Consider the following 18,814-nt stretch of genomic DNA (forward strand, 5'->3'; position numbering starts at 1 on the left):
ATGACTAGCATTATACGCTGCATAGCACGGCTTGGTTACCCTTTCGCACTGATCAGGTTCGTAATCTTAGTCAATTCAGAGGATCTCTGGCCTGTTACAGCCAGATAAAATCAGGGGAGTTCCGGTGCGAACCGCACCGGAAAGGGAGATATCAGGCGCTCTGGCTGATTTTAGCCAGTTGAACGAAATAGTCCGGGAAGGTTTTTGCAGTACAGCCAGGATCGAGAATGGTCACTGGGGTATCAGAAAGTGCAACCAGAGAGAAACACATCGCCATGCGGTGGTCATTGTAGGTGCCAATATCCGCATGAATCAGCGTCGCTGGCGGCGTAATGCGGATGTAGTCATGACCCTCTTCGACTTCTGCCCCGACTTTACGCAGCTCTGTGGCCATTGCGCTCAGTCGATCGGTCTCTTTTACCCGCCAGTTATAAATATTGCGTAACCGGGTGGTGCCCTCTGCAAATAGCGCCGTAGTCGCGATGGTCATTGCAGCATCCGGAATATGGTTCATGTCCATATCGATGGCCTGCAGTTTGCCGGCCGTACAGGCAATGTAATCATCGCCCCACTCAATCGTCGCGCCCATCTTTTCCAGCACGTCAGCAAACCGGATGTCACCCTGCACACTCTGGCGTCCAATCCCGGTGACGCGAACCTTTCCGCCTTTTATAGCGGCAGCGGCCAGGAAATAGGACGCGGAAGAGGCATCGCCTTCAACCAGGTAATCACCCGGCGACTGATACTGTTGCTGTCCCTTGATCAGGAAGCGCTGATAGTTCTGATTCTCAACCTCGACGCCAAAGCACTGCATCAGATTGAGGGTAATATCGATGTAAGGTTTCGACACCAAATCACCTTTGATGGTGATGCAGGTATCCTGCTGTGCCAGCGGCGCGGTCATCAGCAGCGCTGTCAGGAACTGGCTGGAAACGCTGCCATCCACACTGACTTCACCCCCGGTAAAACCACCGCGTAAACGCAGCGGCGGGTAGTTTTCGTTTTCCAGGTACTCAATGGTTGCTCCGCCCTGACGAAGTGCGTCAACCAGATGCCCGATTGGACGCTCTTTCATGCGGGGTTCGCCGGTCAGTTCGATATCGTGCTGGCCCAGACAAAGCGCCGCGGCCAGCGGACGCATTGCGGTTCCGGCATTGCCCAGAAACAGTGACAGCGGTTGAGATGCGTGCAGTGGCCCGGCATTTCCCGTCACTTCACACAGGGTGCGATCGCTGGAAAGCGTATAGCTTACACCAAGCGCGGTCAGCGCGTTCAGCATGTGCTTAACGTCGTCGCTGTCGAGCAGGTTGGTAAGACGGGTTGTACCTTTAGCCAGAGCAGCCAGCAGCAATGCACGATTGGAAACGCTCTTTGAGCCGGGCAGATTTACCGTGCCGTTGACGCGCGCAATCGGTTGGAGAGTCAGGGAGTCCTGCATGTGAAACGAAATCCTCAAAAAATACAGAGACCTCGCCGTGTGACGAGGTCTGGCATCAGCATCAATGCTGATATCTTAATAATCAGCCGTGACGGCGTTCAAAATCGACCATGAAATCGGTCAGGGCCTTCACACCTTCCAGCGGCATCGCATTATAAATAGAGGCGCGCATACCGCCTACTACACGATGGCCTTTAAGCGCGTGTAATCCCGCCTTAAACGACTCTTCCAGGAACAGCGCATCGAGTGAAGCATCGGCCAGCTGGAAAGGGATGTTCATGCGTGAGCGGTTTTCTGTTGCCACATCATTACGATAGAAGCCACTGTGATCGATTACGCCATAAAGCAGGTCAGATTTTGCCTGATTGATACGATCAATTTCAGCCACACCGCCCTTCTCTTTCAGCCATTTAAACACCAGCCCTGAGAGATACCACGCAAAAGTCGGCGGGGTGTTAAACATCGAATCGTTATCGGCCAGCACTTTGTAATCGAGGATTGAGGGCACAGAGGCGTGCGCCTGACCCAGCAGATCTTCGCGAACGACAACCAGCGTTAATCCGGCCGGGCCCACATTTTTCTGCGCACCCGCATAAATCACACCGTAACGACTCACATCGATAGGGCGTGACAGAATGGTGGATGAGAAATCAGCAACAACGGTTTTACTGCCAAAGTCGGGCTGTTCGTCAATCGCGATGCCATCAATGGTTTCATTCGGGCAGAAATGCAGGTAAGCGGACGTCTCACTCACCTCCCATTCGCTCATCGGCAGGATGGCTCGTTTACCGTCGCGCGTTGTTTTGACATCCAGCGTGCGTGGGGAACAAAACTTTTCCGCTTCTTTTATTGCGCTATGCGCCCAGTAACCGCCATCAACATAGTCGGCACTGGTCGCTTTACCCAGCAGATTTCCCGGTACGGCAGCGAACTGCGCACGCGCCCCACCATGACAGAATAAAACTTTGTAATTCGACGGTATTTTTAGCAGATCACGGAAGTCCTGCTCCGCTTCTTCAGCCACCTGAATAAACTCTTTACTGCGGTGACTGATCTCCATTACAGAGGTACCCAAACCGCGCCAGTTCGTCAGTTCCTGTTCTGCACGACGAAGCACTTCAACCGGTAGCATCGCCGGGCCAGAGCTAAAATTATAAACTTGCGTCATTTCCCCTCACCACTGTCATATCGAACGGTTATGAATAACCATCCGGTTTTATCACTGCATTCTGATAGCTGCAATCATAAATCAGGGAGCGGTCACATTTTCTGAATCTGGCTCGCCGGAGGTTATGTTACCAATGCAAATCTGCGCGGAATTTTGTGAGGCTTTATCCAGCGCCATTAATTCGCGTTTGGCCTGAGAGCAGAAGTGATGAAAACTAAGCCGGTAAAGTAAGCCGGTAAAAATGTCCCGCCCTGATAGCGGTCTGTTAGCAAAATCCGTATCATTGCGCGCTTTACGCACCCTATGACAACTGAGAGAGCGGCACTATGACGCAAACATTTATCCCGGGCAAAGATGCCGCACTGGAAGACTCCATTGCGCGTTTCCAGAACAAGCTGCAGGATCTTGGCTTTAACATTGAAGAAGCATCCTGGCTGAATCCTGTCCCCCATGTCTGGTCAGTGCATATCCGCGACCGCGATTGCCCGCTCTGTTTTACCAACGGCAAGGGCGCCAGTAAAAAAGCGGCGCTGGCCTCCGCGCTTGGCGAGTATTTCGAGCGTCTCTCAACTAACTATTTTTTTGCTGACTTCTGGCTGGGAAAAAAGATCGCTAACGGCGATTTTGTTCACTATCCCAATGAAAAATGGTTTGCGTTACCTGATGATGAGTCCTTACCTGAAGGTATTCTGGATCCACGCCTGCGCGCATTTTACGATCCCGATAATGCCCTAACGGCTTCCGGCCTGATTGATCTGCAGTCCGGGAATACTGAACGTGGTATCTGCGCCCTGCCCTTTACCCGTCAGTCCGACCAGCAGACTGTCTATATCCCGATGAATATTATCGGCAACCTCTATGTCTCAAACGGCATGTCGGCAGGTAATACCGCGAACGAAGCGCGTGTTCAGGGGCTGTCTGAAGTGTTTGAGCGCTATATTAAAAACCGCATTATTGCTGAAGCGATCAGCCTGCCTGCGATTCCTGATGACGTGATGCAGCGTTATCCTGAGGTGATCGAAGCCATTGCACGTCTTGAAGCGGAAGGCTTCCCGATTTTCGCTTATGACGCCTCTCTCGGCGGTAAATATCCGGTTATCTGCGTGGTGCTGTTTAACCCAACCAACGGAACCTGTTTTGCCTCATTTGGTGCTCACCCTGATTTCGGTGTGGCGCTGGAGCGTACCGTTACCGAGTTGCTGCAGGGCCGAAGCCTCAAAGATCTGGATGTGTTTACTCCACCGACCTTTGATGACGAAGAAGTGGCTGAGCATGCCAACCTTGAAACACACTTCATCGATTCAAGCGGCCTGATCTCCTGGGATCTGTTTAAAGAAACTGCGGATTATCCTTTTGTCGACTGGTCATTCGCGGGCAGCACCGAACAGGAATTCGCCACGCTGATGGCAATCTTCACCTCGGAAGATCAGGAAGTCTATATTGCAGACTACGAGCATCTGGGTGTCTATGCCTGCCGCATCATCGTGCCAGGCATGTCTGATATCTACCCGGCAGAAGACCTGTTCCTGGCGAACAACAGCATGGGAGCGGGCATGCGTGAAACCCTGCTGGCCCTGCCTGACAGCAACTGGAATCCGGAAGAGTATCTGGATCTGATTGGACAGCTTGATGATGAAGGCTTTGATGACTTCACCCGCGTTCGTGAGCTGCTGGGTCTGGCGACCGGTAAAGACAATGGCTGGTACACGCTGCGTGTTGGCGAATTAAAAGCGATGCTGGCGCTGGCGGGCGGCGATCTGGATCAGGCATTGATCTGGACAGAATGGACGATGGAGTTTAACAGCTCAATCTTTACGCCAGAGCGCGCTAACTACTATCGTTGCCTGCAGACCCTGCTGTTACTGGCTATGGAAGATGAGCGTGATCCGTTGCAGTATCATCACGCTTTCCTGCGGATGTATGGTGAGAGCGCAATGGAAGCAGCTTCAGCCGCGATCAGTGGTGAGAATCCGTTTAATGGCCTTCAGGCTGTTGATGATGAACTGCAGGCCTTCCCGGCCCATCAGTCTCTGCTTGCCGCCTACGAAAAACTGCAAAACGCCAAACGTCACTACTGGAAAAACGCGTAAGCCCTGACGCGTCAGACTGAAAGCAGACGGCTAACCATGGCACTGGATTTAACTGGTGCCATCATTCTCCACTTTCTCTATGAAACATTAGCTACTTTAAAATTCCTTCCCATTACATCACATCATTTTAATTAACATATAAGCCATTAATTAATAACACAGGCTGAACTAAAAAAGTGGCGCATCACTTTATATTAAAATATTTTTGTATTTTTAAAATAAATTTATTTGTCTATATTCAGCTAGTTAACTCATTATTTTCTCATTAATTTGCGACCAGTGGGTTACCACCCTGGCAAACATGATCCATATCAATTACTGACCTATACTCCTTTGTTAGTATTTTTTCAGACAACTTCAGGAGTAAGTTAGTGTGAAAACTGACAACCCTTTTAATCTTTTATTACCCGCCGCGATGGCGAAAGTGGCCGAAGACGCGGGTATCTATAAAGCAACCAAACATCCTTTTACGACCTTCTTTCTGGCAATAAACGCCGGCGTATTTATCTCAATCGCATTCGTTTTTTATATTACAGCGACCACCGGTAGCGGCGCGATGCCCTATGGCATAGCCAAACTGATTGGAGGTATCTGCTTTTCACTCGGCTTAATGCTGGTCGTGGTATGTGGTGCCGACCTTTTTACCTCTACTGTATTAATCGTTGTCGCCAAAGCCAGTGGCCGCATCAGCTGGGGACAGCTGGCCCGCAACTGGATTAACGTCTACGCCGGTAACCTTGCAGGTGCACTCTTCTTTGTCGCTCTGATGTGGTTTGCCGGACAGCACATGGTCGCGAATGGCGCCTGGGGATTGAATGTCCTGCAAACCGCCGATCACAAGATGCATCACACCTTCATAGAAGCGGTTTGTCTGGGTACATTGGCCAATCTGCTGGTCTGTCTCGCCGTCTGGATGAGTTACTCAGGCCGCACCCTGACCGATAAGCTGGTCGTGATGATTCTGCCTGTTGCGATGTTTGTCGCAAGCGGTTTCGAACACAGTATCGCCAACATGTTTCTTATACCCTATGCCATTGCTATTCGTGACTTCGCGACACCTGAATTCTGGCAGGCAGCTGGCACCACGGCGGCACAGTTTCACTCACTGACCCTCAGTAACTTTATTATCGACAACCTGATTCCCGTGACCATCGGAAACATTATCGGCGGCGGCGTTCTGGTTGGGTTGACCTACTGGGTTATCTATCTCCGTAAAGGTGACCAGGTTCATTAAACGCATTTTTGACGGCACAGGAAGTTGGCTGTGCCCGACCGTAAAGTCTCCTCATATAAGGCAGGTATATTATGACCGAACTTAATGCAAAACTGGCTTCAGCATGGGAAGGATTTGCTGAAGGCGAATGGCAGAATAGCGTCAATGTGCGCGACTTCATTCAGAAAAACTACACCCCATATGAAGGTGACGAGTCATTCCTGGCGGGTGCCACCGAAGCGACCACCAAACTGTGGGAAAGCGTGCTGGAAGGCATCAAAATTGAGAACCGCACCCACGCGCCAGTCGACTTCGACACCGATCTCGCCTCAACCATTACCTCGCACGACGCGGGTTACATCATTAAGCCACTGGAAAAAATTGTTGGTCTGCAGACTGAAGCGCCATTAAAACGCGCCATCATTCCTTATGGCGGCATCAAAATGGTCGAAGGATCATGCAAAGTGTATGGCCGTGAACTCGACCCTTCACTGAAAAAAATCTTCACCGAATACCGCAAAACGCACAACCAGGGCGTGTTCGATGTTTATACACCGGACATTTTGCGCTGCCGTAAATCAGGTATCCTGACCGGCCTTCCTGATGCTTATGGCCGTGGCCGTATTATCGGTGACTATCGTCGTGTGGCGCTGTACGGCATCGATTTCCTGATGGCGGATAAATTCGCTCAGTTTGCCTCACTGCAGGAAGATTTAGAGAATGGCGTTAATCTGGAAGCGACTATTCGTCTGCGTGAAGAGATTTCTGACCAGCATCATGCGCTGGCCCAGATCAAAGAGATGGCAGCAAAATATGGCCATGACATCTCCGGTCCGGCTACCAATGCGGTTGAAGCAGTACAGTGGACTTACTATGGCTACCTGGCTGCAGTTAAATCACAAAACGGTGCTGCCATGTCATTTGGCCGCGTCTCAACCTTCCTTGATGTTTACATCGAACGTGACCTTAAAGCCGGCAAACTGACTGAAGAACAGGCACAGGAACTGATTGACCATCTGGTGATGAAACTGCGCATGGTTCGCTTCCTGCGCACACCTGAATATGATGAGCTGTTCTCAGGTGACCCAATCTGGGCAACAGAATCCCTGGCAGGTATGGGCGTTGATGGCCGAACCCTGGTCTCAAAAAGTACGTTCCGCTTCCTGAATACCCTCTACACCATGGGTCCTTCACCTGAGCCGAACATGACCATCCTGTGGTCAGAAAAACTGCCGATTAATTTCAAAAAATATGCCGCTAAAGTCTCTATCGATACCTCATCTTTGCAGTATGAGAACGATGACCTGATGCGTGCTGATTTCGACAATGATGACTACGCAATCGCCTGCTGCGTGAGCCCGATGATTGTCGGCAAACAAATGCAGTTCTTTGGCGCACGTGCCAACCTGGCGAAAACGCTGCTCTACGCAATCAACGGCGGCGTGGATGAAAAGCTGAAAATGCAGGTTGGACCGAAAGGCGACAAAATCAGCGACGACGTACTGGATTTCGACACCGTCATGGAGCGTATGGATCACTTCATGGACTGGCTGGCAAAACAGTATGTGACTTCGCTGAACATCATTCACTACATGCATGATAAATACAGCTACGAAGCGGCGCTGATGGCCTTACATGATCGGGATGTCTACCGCACCATGGCCTGTGGTATCGCGGGTCTCTCCGTCGCTGCGGATTCACTTTCTGCCATTAAATATGCCAAAGTGAAACCAATTCGTGACGAAGATGGTCTGGCCATCGACTTCGATATTGAAGGCGAATATCCGCAGTTCGGTAACAACGACTCACGGGTAGATGACCTGGCCTGCGATCTGGTTGAACGCTTCATGAAGAAAATTCAGCAGCTGAACACCTATCGTAATGCCGTGCCGACGCAGTCTGTTCTGACCATTACTTCGAACGTGGTATATGGTAAGAAAACCGGTAACACACCAGATGGACGTCGCGCTGGCGCGCCGTTTGGACCAGGTGCTAACCCGATGCATGGTCGTGACCAGAAAGGTGCAGTTGCCTCGCTGACTTCCGTCGCGAAACTGCCGTTTGCCTACGCAAAAGATGGTATCTCCTATACCTTCTCAATCGTACCAAACGCGCTGGGTAAAGATGATAACGTGCGGAAAACCAACCTTGCCGGTCTGATGGATGGTTACTTCCATCACGAAGCCAGCATCGAAGGCGGTCAGCACCTCAACGTTAACGTTATGAACCGTGAAATGCTGCTGGATGCGATGGAACATCCAGAGAAATATCCGCAACTGACCATTCGCGTTTCCGGTTACGCTGTGCGCTTTAACTCACTGACTAAAGAGCAGCAGCAGGATGTGATTACCCGAACCTTCACTAAGTCACTGTAATTACTGCTCTACCTGATAAAAAAGGCTCCTCGCGGAGCCTTTTAATTAAAAGTCTGTTCTGGTGGTCATCTCCATCAAGGTTCCCACCAGAATCGATTTCCTGCCCTGAGCGCAACAGAGATTGCGCCGTCTGTCCTGGCAGACTTACTGGAGAAAACATCGCAATGTCAGTTAACGGTCGTATCCACTCATTTGAATCCTGCGGCACCGTCGATGGTCCCGGTATCCGTTTTATCACCTTCTTCCAGGGCTGCCTGATGCGCTGCCTCTACTGTCACAACCGCGACACCTGGGATACTCACGGTGGCAAAGAGATCAGCGTCGAAGCGCTGATGGCGGATGTACTCTCCTATCGCCATTTTATGAACGCCTCTGGTGGCGGCGTCACGGCCTCAGGCGGTGAAGCCATTCTCCAGGCTGAATTTGTGCGCGACTGGTTCCGTGCCTGCAAGGCCGAAGGTATTCATACCTGTCTCGACACCAACGGCTTCGTACGCCGCTATGATCCGGTGATCGATGAACTGCTCGACGTTACCGACTTAGTGATGCTCGACCTGAAACAGATGAATGATGACGTCCATCAGATTCTGGTGGGTGTCTCCAATCACCGTACGCTGGACTTTGCCCGTTACCTGCAGAAAAAAGGCAAACGGACATGGATCCGTTTTGTCGTGGTGCCCGGCTATTCCGACGATGATGACACCGCGCATCGCTTGGGTGAATTCACGCGTGACATGGAGAACGTTGAGAAGATTGAATTGCTGCCCTATCACGAGCTGGGTAAGCATAAATGGATTGCGATGGGTGAAGAGTACAAGCTGGACGGGGTGAAGCCACCGAGCAAAGAGACAATGGATCGCGTGAAAAACATTCTCGCCAGCTATGGCCACGAAGTGATGTACTGAAGAATCTGCCACAAAAAAAGGGAGCTTAACGCTCCCTTTTTGCTGTTCAGCGATCAGGCATGTGCCACTGGCGTAGCCTGATGATTCGCTTTGCGCAGCAGCATCACCAGATAAATCAGCGCCACAGCAGCGATCATCACGAACAGCAGCTGGTCAGAATAATTCTGCATCAGAACAGAGGTCATTGCCGGTCCAGCCAGACTGCCCACGGTATAACTCATCAGCAGTGCCTGATTCATCGCTACCAGTTCATGATGTGCGACCGTCTCGCAAGCCCAGGACATCGCCACCGGATAGAGTGTGAAGCCTGCCAGCCCCAGAACAAATAGCGCTGGTGCCATCGCGGCATTGGTTAACATGGCCATCGCACCCAGGATAACCACAAAGACCTGAACTCGCAGCACCAGCATGCGACCAAAACGATCGGCCAGACGGCCAATGGGCCACTGGCCCACAATGCCTGCGCTGACCAGCAACGCCATCCAGTAACCCACATTGGCATCACTCATTCCCTGATGTGACAGGTAAAGCGGCATCAGGCCATAAAGCGAGCCCAGAAGGATGCCAGAGATAATGCAGCCATTGATGCCCAGGCGTGAGCTACGGCGACGCAGCATCGGCCAGATGCGGGCCGGAGCGGCTTCTGTCGCTTCAGCGCTGGCAGAGACGCGAGTAAAGACCAGCGGCAGCACAGCGCAGAAGACCAGCGACGTCACCCACGGGATCACGCTGAGTAATTCCGTAGACAGTTTGCTGACCAGCAACTGGCCTGTCACGGTGCCTATGTAATAGACAACCATATAGGCCGCCAGCAGCTGTCCCCGATTACGTACCGTTCCGCTGCACAGAAGTGCGCTCTCGACCACCACCCACATCAGCGCACAGCCGACACCGGCGATGAAACGCATTGAACTCCATGCCCAGAAACCCGACATCATCGCCAGGCACAGGGTTGCGACGGCAAACATCAAGGTAGCCAGGTAGTAGCTGCGGTTGAAGCCGTAATGCCTGATTAACCAGCCAGCCAGCAGAGTCCCTGCGAGGTTACCGGTGTAATAGGAGGAGCTTACGATGCCCACCTGCCAGGTTGTCAGTAAGTCATGCGTCAGCCACAGTGGAACGAGCGTATTCAGCACGGCAATTGCGACCGTCATTAACATCAGGCCGCAAAGCAGCAATATCACGGGGCGTGACCAGGTTGACATAGGGGATAGAAACCAGAGCAAATGAAGGAAATTGCGCGCAGTTTGCCATTGGCTTTTTTAAAGTCAATGGGCGAACTTTAACGGCAGCACATTTTGCTGTGCGACAATTTAATTTACTAATCTTCAGTGGGTTACAATCGTAAGAAGCGGCAGGTCGCTAAATGCTATCTCTATGAAAAACTAGGTTTTTAGCCATTCCGGCCTGGCTGATATCGATAACGTTTATTTGTGATTAAAATGAGGCCTGACAGAACAGTTTTTCCGGAGCAATAACATAAAAAAACCCGGCCATGGCCGGGTTCAGAGAGTTACTGTTGCTTAGCCGATAATTTCGACGCCATTCATATAGGGGCGTAAAACCTCAGGCACAGTGATGCGGCCATCTTCCTGCTGATAATTTTCCAGCACCGCCACCAGGGTACGGCCTACGGCCAGCCCTGAGCCATTCAGGGTATGAACCAGACGCGGTTTCTTATCCTGTTTGTTGCGGCAACGCGCCTGCATACGACGCGCCTGGAAATCACCCATGTTGGAACAGGATGAAATTTCACGATAGGTATTCTGCGCCGGTAGCCAGACTTCCAGATCGTAAGTTTTAGTCGATCCAAAGCCCATATCGCCGGTGCAGAGTAAAACTTTACGATATGGCAGGTTCAGCAGCTGCAGCACTTTCTCAGCGTGACCGGTCAGCTCTTCCAGGGCATCCATTGACTGCTCCGGCGTGACGATCTGCACCATCTCAACTTTGTCGAACTGGTGCATACGGATCAGGCCACGCGTGTCACGACCGTAAGAACCCGCTTCAGAACGGAAGCACGGCGTATGCGCAGTCAGTTTAACCGGCAGGCTATCCTCTTCGAGGATCTCATCACGCACCAGGTTAGTCAGCGGCACTTCCGCAGTAGGAATCAACGCATAGTTGCTGCTGTCTGACTCCTCTTCCAGCGGACGGGTGTGGAACAGGTCTTCGCCAAACTTAGGCAGCTGTCCGGTACCGTAAAGCGTTTCGTGGTTAACCAGATATGGCACGTAGGTTTCAAGGTAGCCATGCTGCTCGGTGTGCAGGTCAATCATAAACTGACTCAGTGCACGGTGCAGGCGGGCAATCTGCCCCTGCATGACCACAAAGCGTGAACCGGTCAGTTTCACGGCAGACGCAAAATCCAGGCCTTTAGCCGCTTCACCCAGCTCAACGTGATCTTTAACCGGGAAGCTGAACTCGCGCGGGGTACCCCAGCGGCTCACTTCCTGGTTTTCGCTGTCATCTTTGCCCAGCGGCACTTCATCGGCCGGAATGTTCGGCAGTGCCAGTGAGAAGTCACGGATTTGATTCTGCAGTTCATCCAGTTCTGCTTTTGCGGCATCCAGGCGTTCGCCCAGCGCGTTCACTTCCTGACGCAGCGGCTCGATGTCTTCCCCACGTGCTTTGGCCTGACCGATGGATTTGGATCGGGAGTTACGCTCTGCCTGCAGATTTTCTGTTTCCACCTGCAGCACTTTGCGACGCTCTTCAAGCGAACGCAGCGTTTCCACATCCAGTTTGTATCCCCGGCGTGCCAGTTTTTCTGCGACTGCGTCTGGCTCGTTACGCAGCAGATTGGGATCGAGCATGCTTATCCTGTGTATAAAAAGTTGGTTGAAAGAAGGGACGCATTCCAGCGGAATGCGTTGAAAACATTGCCCACATTACCGTAACGTCTGTTTCAGCGGTAGCGTTTTGTCGGGCTATTTTGATCCTGCTCAGCCAGCCAGCTTAGCTTTTCACCAATCTTGCCTTCAAGCCCGCGCTGGGTTGGGGTGTAATAGCGCGCGCTGGCCAGTTCCTGCGGAAAATAGACTTCACCCGCAGCATAGGCGTTGGTTTCATCATGGGCATAACGGTATTCTTTACCCAGGCCCATCTCTTTCATCAGCTTAGTCGGGGCATTGCGCAGATGTTCCGGCACATCGTAATCGGGATGGTCGCGCGCATCACGCATTGCGGCTTTAAACGCGTTGTAGACCGCATTACTTTTAGGCGCGCAAGCCAGATAAACAATGGCCTGGGCAATCGCACGCTCCCCTTCTGCCGGACCGACGCGCGTAAAGCAATCCCAGGCCGCAATCGCCACCTGCATACCGCGCGGATCGGCATTGCCCACATCTTCGGAGGCAATAGCCAGCAACCGACGAGCCACATAGAGCGGATCGCCGCCCGCAGTGATAATGCGCGCATACCAGTAGAGCGCCGCATCCGGTGCGGAGCCGCGTACCGATTTGTGCAGTGCGGAAATCAGATCGTAAAAACGATCGCCTTTATTATCAAACCGCGCGGATCGCTCACCAGAGACTTCGTTAAGCAGCTGCGGCGTCAGTTCTCGCTGACCTGATGCGGTGATTTCGGCCATATCAGCCATCATCTCCAGCGTGTTCAGCGCCCGACGTGCATCACCATTAACCAGTTCAGCGATCATCCTGCGTGTGTTGTCCGGCAGCACGATGTCACTGTCCCCATAACCTCGCGCTTTATCCTGCATCGCCTGATCCAGCACCTGCTCAATATCTTCCAGGGTTAGTGATTTCAGCAGGTAAACGCGGGCGCGTGACAACAACGCAGAGTTAAGTTCAAAAGAGGGGTTTTCGGTGGTCGCACCAATAAAGGTAATGGTGCCATCTTCGATATGGGGCAGAAAGGCATCCTGCTGGCTCTTGTTGAACCGATGGACCTCGTCCACAAACAGGATCGTGCGCCGCCCGGCATGTTTATTCTGACGGGCCCGCTCAATCGCCTCACGGATCTCTTTTACGCCGGAGGTGACGGCCGAAATACGTTCCACATCGGCGTTACCGTAATGGGCAATGATCTCAGCCAGCGTGGTCTTGCCGGTCCCGGGAGGTCCCCACAGGATCATTGAATGCAGGTGCCCTGCTTCAATCGCGCGCGGCAGAGGTTTGCCTGCGCCCAGCAGATGTTGCTGACCAATGTACTGTTTCAATGTTTCTGGCCGCATACGCGCGGCCAGAGGTTTGAAATTTTCGGTGGAAAAATCCAGGGACAGGTTACTCACCGTGACCTCACTGACGTTGGTCGTCCACCGTCACGCCTTTTGGCGGTGTGAACGTGAATTTATCCGGGCTGATAGCGCCATTCTGCTGGCTTTTCAGCTGGTAATCGCTGCGCTGGCCATCCTGCTCGATAGCACTGAAGCGGTTGATGGTCCCGCTGGACGTCACCTGGATGGTGAACTGTTTCAGGTTGCCGTCGCTGTTCTTAGGTGTCAGTTCAAAATTGTCACCCTGCTGTTTGATATTGTACTGCTTCCAGTCATTTGACTGGTTGCGGGCAATCAGCATAAAGGGCGTGTTGCTGGTCGCATTCTGCAACAGGCTGACTGTCGCCTGCTCAACAAACGGGTTGTAGAACCACAGCGATTTACCGTCGGAGATGATGATGCTTTCGTCCGGCGCGGTCATGTGCCAGTTAAACAGGCTGGGACGTTTTACCCACAATTCGCCTTCGCCGTCCTGCACATTCGCGCCGCTGCTGTCGGTCACTTTTTGGGTGAAGCTGGCGTGGAAGCTGCTGACCTTGTTCAGGCGCTGTTGCAGATCACTGGAAGCATCAGCCAGAACGCTGGCTGAAGAAAAGGTGGCCAACAGGCCCAGAGCGATTACGCGTAATTTCATCTGCTTCAATTCCTTATTTAAACGTTCCCATCGATAACTGCATTAAGCCTGGCCGCCGTTCCGCCATCAGAACAGAGGAAAAAACCGAAAGCTGATTCAGATATGGGGTTTAACCGCATAAAAACAATGAGCCAGTCGGAACTGGCTCATTGCGTTGTGTTTCAAAACATTTAGCCACTACATATCGTGTGGCGGTGGCGATAGCACTTCACGGTTACCATTGTGTCCTGGTGCAGAAACGATGCCCTGCGCTTCCATCTGTTCAATGATACGTGCCGCGCGGTTATAGCCGATGCGGAACTGACGCTGAACGCCTGAAATCGACGCACGGCGCTTATCGACCACAAAACCGACCGCCTGATCGAACAGCGGATCGAGCTCTTCATCACTGTCGATGCCACCGGCATTTTCGCTCTCTTCGCCCGCCGTAATGCTGTCGATATATTGCGGACGACCACGCGCTTTCCAGTCCTGAACCACTGCATGCACTTCCTGGTCACGAACAAACGCACCGTGAACACGAATCGGCAGCGAGGAGTTCGGCGGCATGTAGAGCATGTCACCCATACCCAGCAATGACTCCGCGCCGCCCTGATCGAGAATGGTACGTGAATCAATTTTGCTGGAAACGGTAAAGGCGATACGCGTCGGAATGTTCGCTTTGATCAGGCCGGTAATGACATCCACAGATGGACGCTGTGTCGCCAGTACCAGATGGATGCCGGCAGCACGGGCTTTCTGTGCCAGGCGGGCAATCAGCTCTTCCACCTTTTTACCGACTGCCATGATCAGGTCAGCAAACTCATCGACCATCACAACGATATAAGGCAGCTTCTCCAGAACCGGCGGCGTCATATCCATGCTGTCGCCCGGCTTCCAGAACGGATCGGGAATCGGACGACCCATCGCTTCGGCCTGTTCCACTTTTTCGTTGTAGCCCGCCAGATTACGCACGCCCAGCGCCGACATCAGCTTGTAGCGACGCTCCATTTCACCGACGCTCCAGCGCAGCGCATTGGCAGCATCCTTCATGTCTGTGACCACTTCGGTCAGCAGATGCGGAATACCTTCATAGACCGACAGCTCAAGCATTTTCGGGTCGATCATGATGAAGCGAACTTCTTCCGGCGTCGCCTTATACAGCATGCTGATAATCATGGCGTTCACGCCCACAGATTTACCGGAACCGGTGGTACCGGCGACCAGTAAGTGTGGCATTTTCGCCAGATCGGCCACCACCGGCTGACCGGCAATATCTTTACCCAGTACGACGGCCAGCGGTGAAGGGTTGTCGCGGAATTTAGGACAATCCAGCACTTCACGCAGATAGACGGTCTGACGATGCTTGTTTGGCAGTTCCAGACCTACGTAGGGTTTGCCTGGGATCACTTCCACCACACGAACCGCTACCGTCGACAGCGAACGCGCCAGATCGCGGGACAGATTGGAGATACGCGCCGCTTTAACGCCCGGTGCCAGGTCAAGTTCGAAACGGGTAATAACCGGGCCAGGCGAGATACCGACCACCTCCGCTTTGACGCGATAATCGCCTAAGCGCGACTCCACCAGACGGGCAGTCTGCTCCAGCGAGAACATATCAACCGGTTCTTCCTCTTCAGGCGGTGCGGTCAGCAGATCCAGCGAAGGCAGTGGCGTGGAAGGTTTCTCCAGCGGCTGCTCGTGACGCATCAGGAATGGATGAATCAGGCTGTCATGCAGTGAAGGTTTCGCCTCTTCCACCGGCTGAACCGGCGCTGCCGCTGGCGTGCCAAAGGCAGGCGCAGCGTAAGCCGGAGCCTGAGGAGCCGCAGGGGCACCATAAGCGGGCGCAGAGGTTGCCGCAGGCGAAGCATAGTCAGGTTCAGACGGTGCTGTCGGGGCGCTATAGGCAGGTTCTGCCGGGGCAAAGCTGGCTGGTGCAGGAACATGAGCCGGAGCCTGAGGTCTTGAAACCTCACTCACCTGCTGCCAGGGTTCGTGTGAAACCGCTGGAGCTTCAGGTTCTGGCGTCGCCGCAATGGTAAACAGCGGTTCAGAAGGACCGTCATTCACCAGATCTTTCATCGGTGAAAAATCAAACGCTGAGGCGGTATCAATATTGAATACCGGCTCTTTTTTCACTTCTGGCTCATAGCGCTGCTGTTGCTGCTCGGCGAACTGACGGGCCAGTGCATCCTGCTGCTGTGCATCCTGTTCATCTTCCTCGTCCTGCTGCCAGCTGGTGCCGTAACGCTGCTGCTGTTCAGACTGGAAAGCCTGTCGCAGTTCAGCCTGCTGCAGCGCCTCTTCAGCATCCGGAGCAGAGGAAACGGAGCCAGCACTAACCGGTTCGGTCTCTTCCGTTTTCGCTTTCTCTTCTGCCATGCGCTGAGAAGGCAGCTTAATGCCATAAGAGGCCAGCTCACGACGGGTTGGCAGTTTTACCGGGTTAGGACGCGGCAGTGCCGGGCCGATACCTTGTTTAACCTGCGGATTGAGATTGGTTTCAGGGGCTAAATCAAAAACAGGCGCAGTACGCGTTGTTGCCTGGGCTGCCGTTGCAGCGGCTGCCGCTGCCGCCGATGCCGCAGGGATGGCTGACGTATCCCGCCAGTTACCCATTTTAGGTTCATCATCGTCGTAAGCACTGAACGACGGCGTAGCCGGAGCGTCGTCTGGCATTTCAAAGTGATAAAGCGGTGGTGAGTCTGCGGGTGCAGAAGCACTCTGCGCCGGGGAATTCGCCACACTCTGCGGAGCTGGCGCGCTCTGTGCGTACGCAGGCGCAGGTTGTGCAGACGGCGATGCAGGAATGGATGTCGCTGACGCGGCAGGCGCCGAAGCTGAAACCACAGCAGCAGCAGATGCGGCGACAGGTGCAGGCGTCACCGTGGCTGCCGGGGCGAGGGTCACCTCGGCGGCTTCAGCGGTAGCCGCGACTGCCGCACTGGTGGCTGCTGCAGCTTTAGCCAGCAGCGGATCCTGTTGTGACGCCGCAGGCTCAGCAGCTGCACGTGGGGCAGAAAGCAGCACATCATCATCCTGATCGGCGGCATGAAGCTCAGGCACATCCGCGTATTCACGCGCGTCCCGCTCGTCATCCTCTTCCTGCCAGGGTTCGTCGTGACGTGAGCGGTTGCTGGCAAACGTCAGTACGCCCATGACTACGCCACCAATTCTTTCTGCAATGGTGAGCCATGACCAGCCGGTGTAAAGGGTAATGCCCGCCGCCCAGACGCAGAGCAGCATCAGCGTGCCGCCAGCCGGACTGAACCAGGGTGCAATAGCATTACTGACCAGGCTGCCGATCACGCCGCCCGAAGCAAAGTACCAGATATCATCGGCGTTCAGCGCCGCCATACCACAGGTCGTCACCACCAGCGCGAGGACGCCAATTAAGCGCAGCCCGACGGCAAAGTAGTCAAAGTAGTCCTGGCTGTCGCGCTGACGGAAAGCAATCCAGCACAGACCCAGGATGACGGGCGGAATGGCATACGCCATCACACCAAAGATGAAGAGTAAGGTGTCAGCCAGCCAGGCACCGACGCTGCCGCCGATATTATGGATAGGTTCATGCCAGGCCGTTTGCGACCAGCTCGGGTCGGAAGGGTTAAAACTGACCAGAGAAACCATCAGGTAGATGGCAAACAGCGCCACCAGAATGAGCATCGCTTCCAGCAGACGACGTCCACTGCTCATCGATTGTAACGAAACGTCTTTATCTTCTGTATATTCCTGGCTCAAGAGGACTCTCCAGGTGCCTGTAAAGTAAGAAGCAACAGCGCCGGGCGAGCCCGACGCTGATCCTGTATGAATGCACAGGAGTGTACCGAAATCTCACAGGTTTTGCACCTGCCCCGCATCAGCGAGTTTTGATCACCAGCCGATTGCTCTGTTTAACCTCTTCCATCACCACATACGTACGCGTGTCGTTTACGCCCGGCAGGCGCAACAGGGTTTCACCCAGCAGCTTACGGTAGGCTGACATATCAGGTACGCGCGTTTTCAGCAGGTAGTCGAAATCGCCGGAAACGAGGTGACACTCTTGAGTTTCCTCAAGTTTTTGCACAGCGGCGTTAAATTGCTCAAACACATCCGGTGCACCACGATTCAGAGTAATCTCAACGAACACCAGCAGCGACGCATCCAGATAGTGCGGGTTCAACTGCGCGGTGTAGCCAAGAATAAATCCCTGACGTTCGAGACGACGCACGCGTTCAAGACATGGCGTAGGCGATAAGCCTACGCGTTTGGAAAGCTCTACGTTTGAAATGCGACCATCTTTCTGAAGTTCATTCAGAATGTTCCTGTCAATTCTGTCGAGGTCTTTCCCGGGGCGTTTCTTATTGTCTACCATTATTATTGTCTCTCTTAATTCCTTCCCTTTACCTGCCACGCCCTGAAAACGCTCATTGTTCGGGGCATTTCTGAAGTGAGCTAACAGAGCCTGTGTTCTGACACCTATCGATATGACGCATGTTGTCTGTCCACATCATGCGTCATTATCCATATCAGGCTGCTTTTATTCGGCATTACGTGCAAAACGGGCGATGAAAACCTGTTTTGTTCCGATAAATGTTATTCGCTTCTGATAATGTTTTCGCAAAAGCGCAGGCGATTGTCAAAGTAAAATCACCAAATTCAGGACAAGATGCCAGACAGTCCGCTGGGTATCTGTTTTTAAATGACTATTTTTCCACTATTGCACCCTGCTAACCCGAGTTTTGCCCCCTTTTGGCGCATTGGCCAGGCAAAACCGTCGCTCATCGTCTACG

The 18,814-nt window shown here is 53.1% G+C and carries 12 protein-coding genes; 4 read left to right on the forward strand and 8 right to left on the reverse strand.

The features are described 5' to 3' along the window. Positions 1-151: 151 nt before the first annotated feature. Entirely contained in the window at positions 152-1,438 is a 1,287-nt protein-coding gene (gene aroA / locus ACX8ZY_RS13405) for a 3-phosphoshikimate 1-carboxyvinyltransferase (RefSeq protein WP_459260091.1), read from the reverse strand. A gap of 82 nt (positions 1,439-1,520) precedes the next feature. After that, the gene (serC, locus tag ACX8ZY_RS13410; protein WP_033757140.1) at positions 1,521-2,606 is read right to left on the reverse strand and encodes a 3-phosphoserine/phosphohydroxythreonine transaminase; all 1,086 of its coding nucleotides are present in this window, start codon (positions 2,604-2,606) and stop codon (positions 1,521-1,523) included. 326 nt (positions 2,607-2,932) lie between these two features. On the opposite strand from serC, the gene ycaO reads away from it, so the two are divergent. The 4 genes from ycaO (at position 2,933) to pflA (ending at position 9,189) form a co-directional block, all read left to right on the forward strand. Next, on the forward strand, positions 2,933-4,696 hold the full coding sequence (gene ycaO, locus ACX8ZY_RS13415; protein ID WP_010669756.1) for a 30S ribosomal protein S12 methylthiotransferase accessory factor YcaO: 1,764 nt from the start codon (positions 2,933-2,935) through the stop codon (positions 4,694-4,696). A gap of 373 nt (positions 4,697-5,069) precedes the next feature. After that, positions 5,070-5,930, forward strand: a complete 861-nt coding sequence (focA, locus tag ACX8ZY_RS13420) for a formate transporter FocA (protein WP_010254939.1) — start codon at positions 5,070-5,072, stop codon at positions 5,928-5,930. A 71-nt stretch (positions 5,931-6,001) separates the two neighbouring features. Then, the gene (pflB, locus tag ACX8ZY_RS13425; protein ID WP_010254936.1) at positions 6,002-8,284 is read left to right on the forward strand and encodes a formate C-acetyltransferase; all 2,283 of its coding nucleotides are present in this window, start codon (positions 6,002-6,004) and stop codon (positions 8,282-8,284) included. Between the two features lie 164 nt (positions 8,285-8,448). Beyond that, the gene (gene pflA, locus ACX8ZY_RS13430; protein ID WP_010669755.1) at positions 8,449-9,189 is read left to right on the forward strand and encodes a pyruvate formate lyase 1-activating protein; all 741 of its coding nucleotides are present in this window, start codon (positions 8,449-8,451) and stop codon (positions 9,187-9,189) included. A 53-nt stretch (positions 9,190-9,242) separates the two neighbouring features. Here pflA and ACX8ZY_RS13435 read toward each other — a convergent pair whose 3' ends face one another. The 6 genes from ACX8ZY_RS13435 to lrp all read right to left on the reverse strand — a co-directional run bounded on the left by ACX8ZY_RS13435 (position 9,243) and on the right by lrp (position 18,396). Further along, positions 9,243-10,394, reverse strand: coding sequence for an MFS transporter (locus ACX8ZY_RS13435; protein WP_158131871.1), 1,152 nt, complete (start codon positions 10,392-10,394; stop codon positions 9,243-9,245). Between the two features lie 318 nt (positions 10,395-10,712). Continuing rightward, positions 10,713-12,005 (reverse strand): serine--tRNA ligase, encoded by a 1,293-nt coding sequence (gene serS / locus ACX8ZY_RS13440; RefSeq protein ID WP_010254930.1) that lies wholly within the window; start codon positions 12,003-12,005, stop codon positions 10,713-10,715. Between the two features lie 92 nt (positions 12,006-12,097). Next, a complete protein-coding gene (locus ACX8ZY_RS13445) occupies positions 12,098-13,441 on the reverse strand; it encodes a replication-associated recombination protein A (protein WP_033757131.1) in 1,344 nt (447 codons plus the stop codon). A gap of 7 nt (positions 13,442-13,448) precedes the next feature. Then, entirely contained in the window at positions 13,449-14,060 is a 612-nt protein-coding gene (lolA, locus tag ACX8ZY_RS13450) for an outer membrane lipoprotein chaperone LolA (protein ID WP_003849334.1), read from the reverse strand. Between the two features lie 177 nt (positions 14,061-14,237). Beyond that, positions 14,238-17,783, reverse strand: coding sequence for a DNA translocase FtsK 4TM domain-containing protein (locus ACX8ZY_RS13455; RefSeq protein ID WP_158131872.1), 3,546 nt, complete (start codon positions 17,781-17,783; stop codon positions 14,238-14,240). Between the two features lie 118 nt (positions 17,784-17,901). After that, positions 17,902-18,396, reverse strand: a complete 495-nt coding sequence (gene lrp / locus ACX8ZY_RS13460; protein WP_006118610.1) for a leucine-responsive transcriptional regulator Lrp — start codon at positions 18,394-18,396, stop codon at positions 17,902-17,904. Positions 18,397-18,814 lie beyond the last annotated feature (418 nt).

Source organism: Pantoea sp. XAF26B01_ASV70 (assembly GCF_054512635.1).

Coding starts and splice junctions, on each gene's coding strand:
- aroA (WP_459260091.1), bottom strand. CDS start 1,438: ATGCAGGACTCCCTGACTCTCCAACCGATTGCGCGCGTCAACGGCACG.
- serC (WP_033757140.1), bottom strand. CDS start 2,606: ATGACGCAAGTTTATAATTTTAGCTCTGGCCCGGCGATGCTACCGGTT.
- ycaO (WP_010669756.1), top strand. CDS start 2,933: ATGACGCAAACATTTATCCCGGGCAAAGATGCCGCACTGGAAGACTCC.
- pflB (WP_010254936.1), top strand. CDS start 6,002: ATGACCGAACTTAATGCAAAACTGGCTTCAGCATGGGAAGGATTTGCT.
- pflA (WP_010669755.1), top strand. CDS start 8,449: ATGTCAGTTAACGGTCGTATCCACTCATTTGAATCCTGCGGCACCGTC.
- ACX8ZY_RS13435 (WP_158131871.1), bottom strand. CDS start 10,394: ATGTCAACCTGGTCACGCCCCGTGATATTGCTGCTTTGCGGCCTGATG.
- serS (WP_010254930.1), bottom strand. CDS start 12,005: ATGCTCGATCCCAATCTGCTGCGTAACGAGCCAGACGCAGTCGCAGAA.
- lolA (WP_003849334.1), bottom strand. CDS start 14,060: ATGAAATTACGCGTAATCGCTCTGGGCCTGTTGGCCACCTTTTCTTCA.
- lrp (WP_006118610.1), bottom strand. CDS start 18,396: ATGGTAGACAATAAGAAACGCCCCGGGAAAGACCTCGACAGAATTGAC.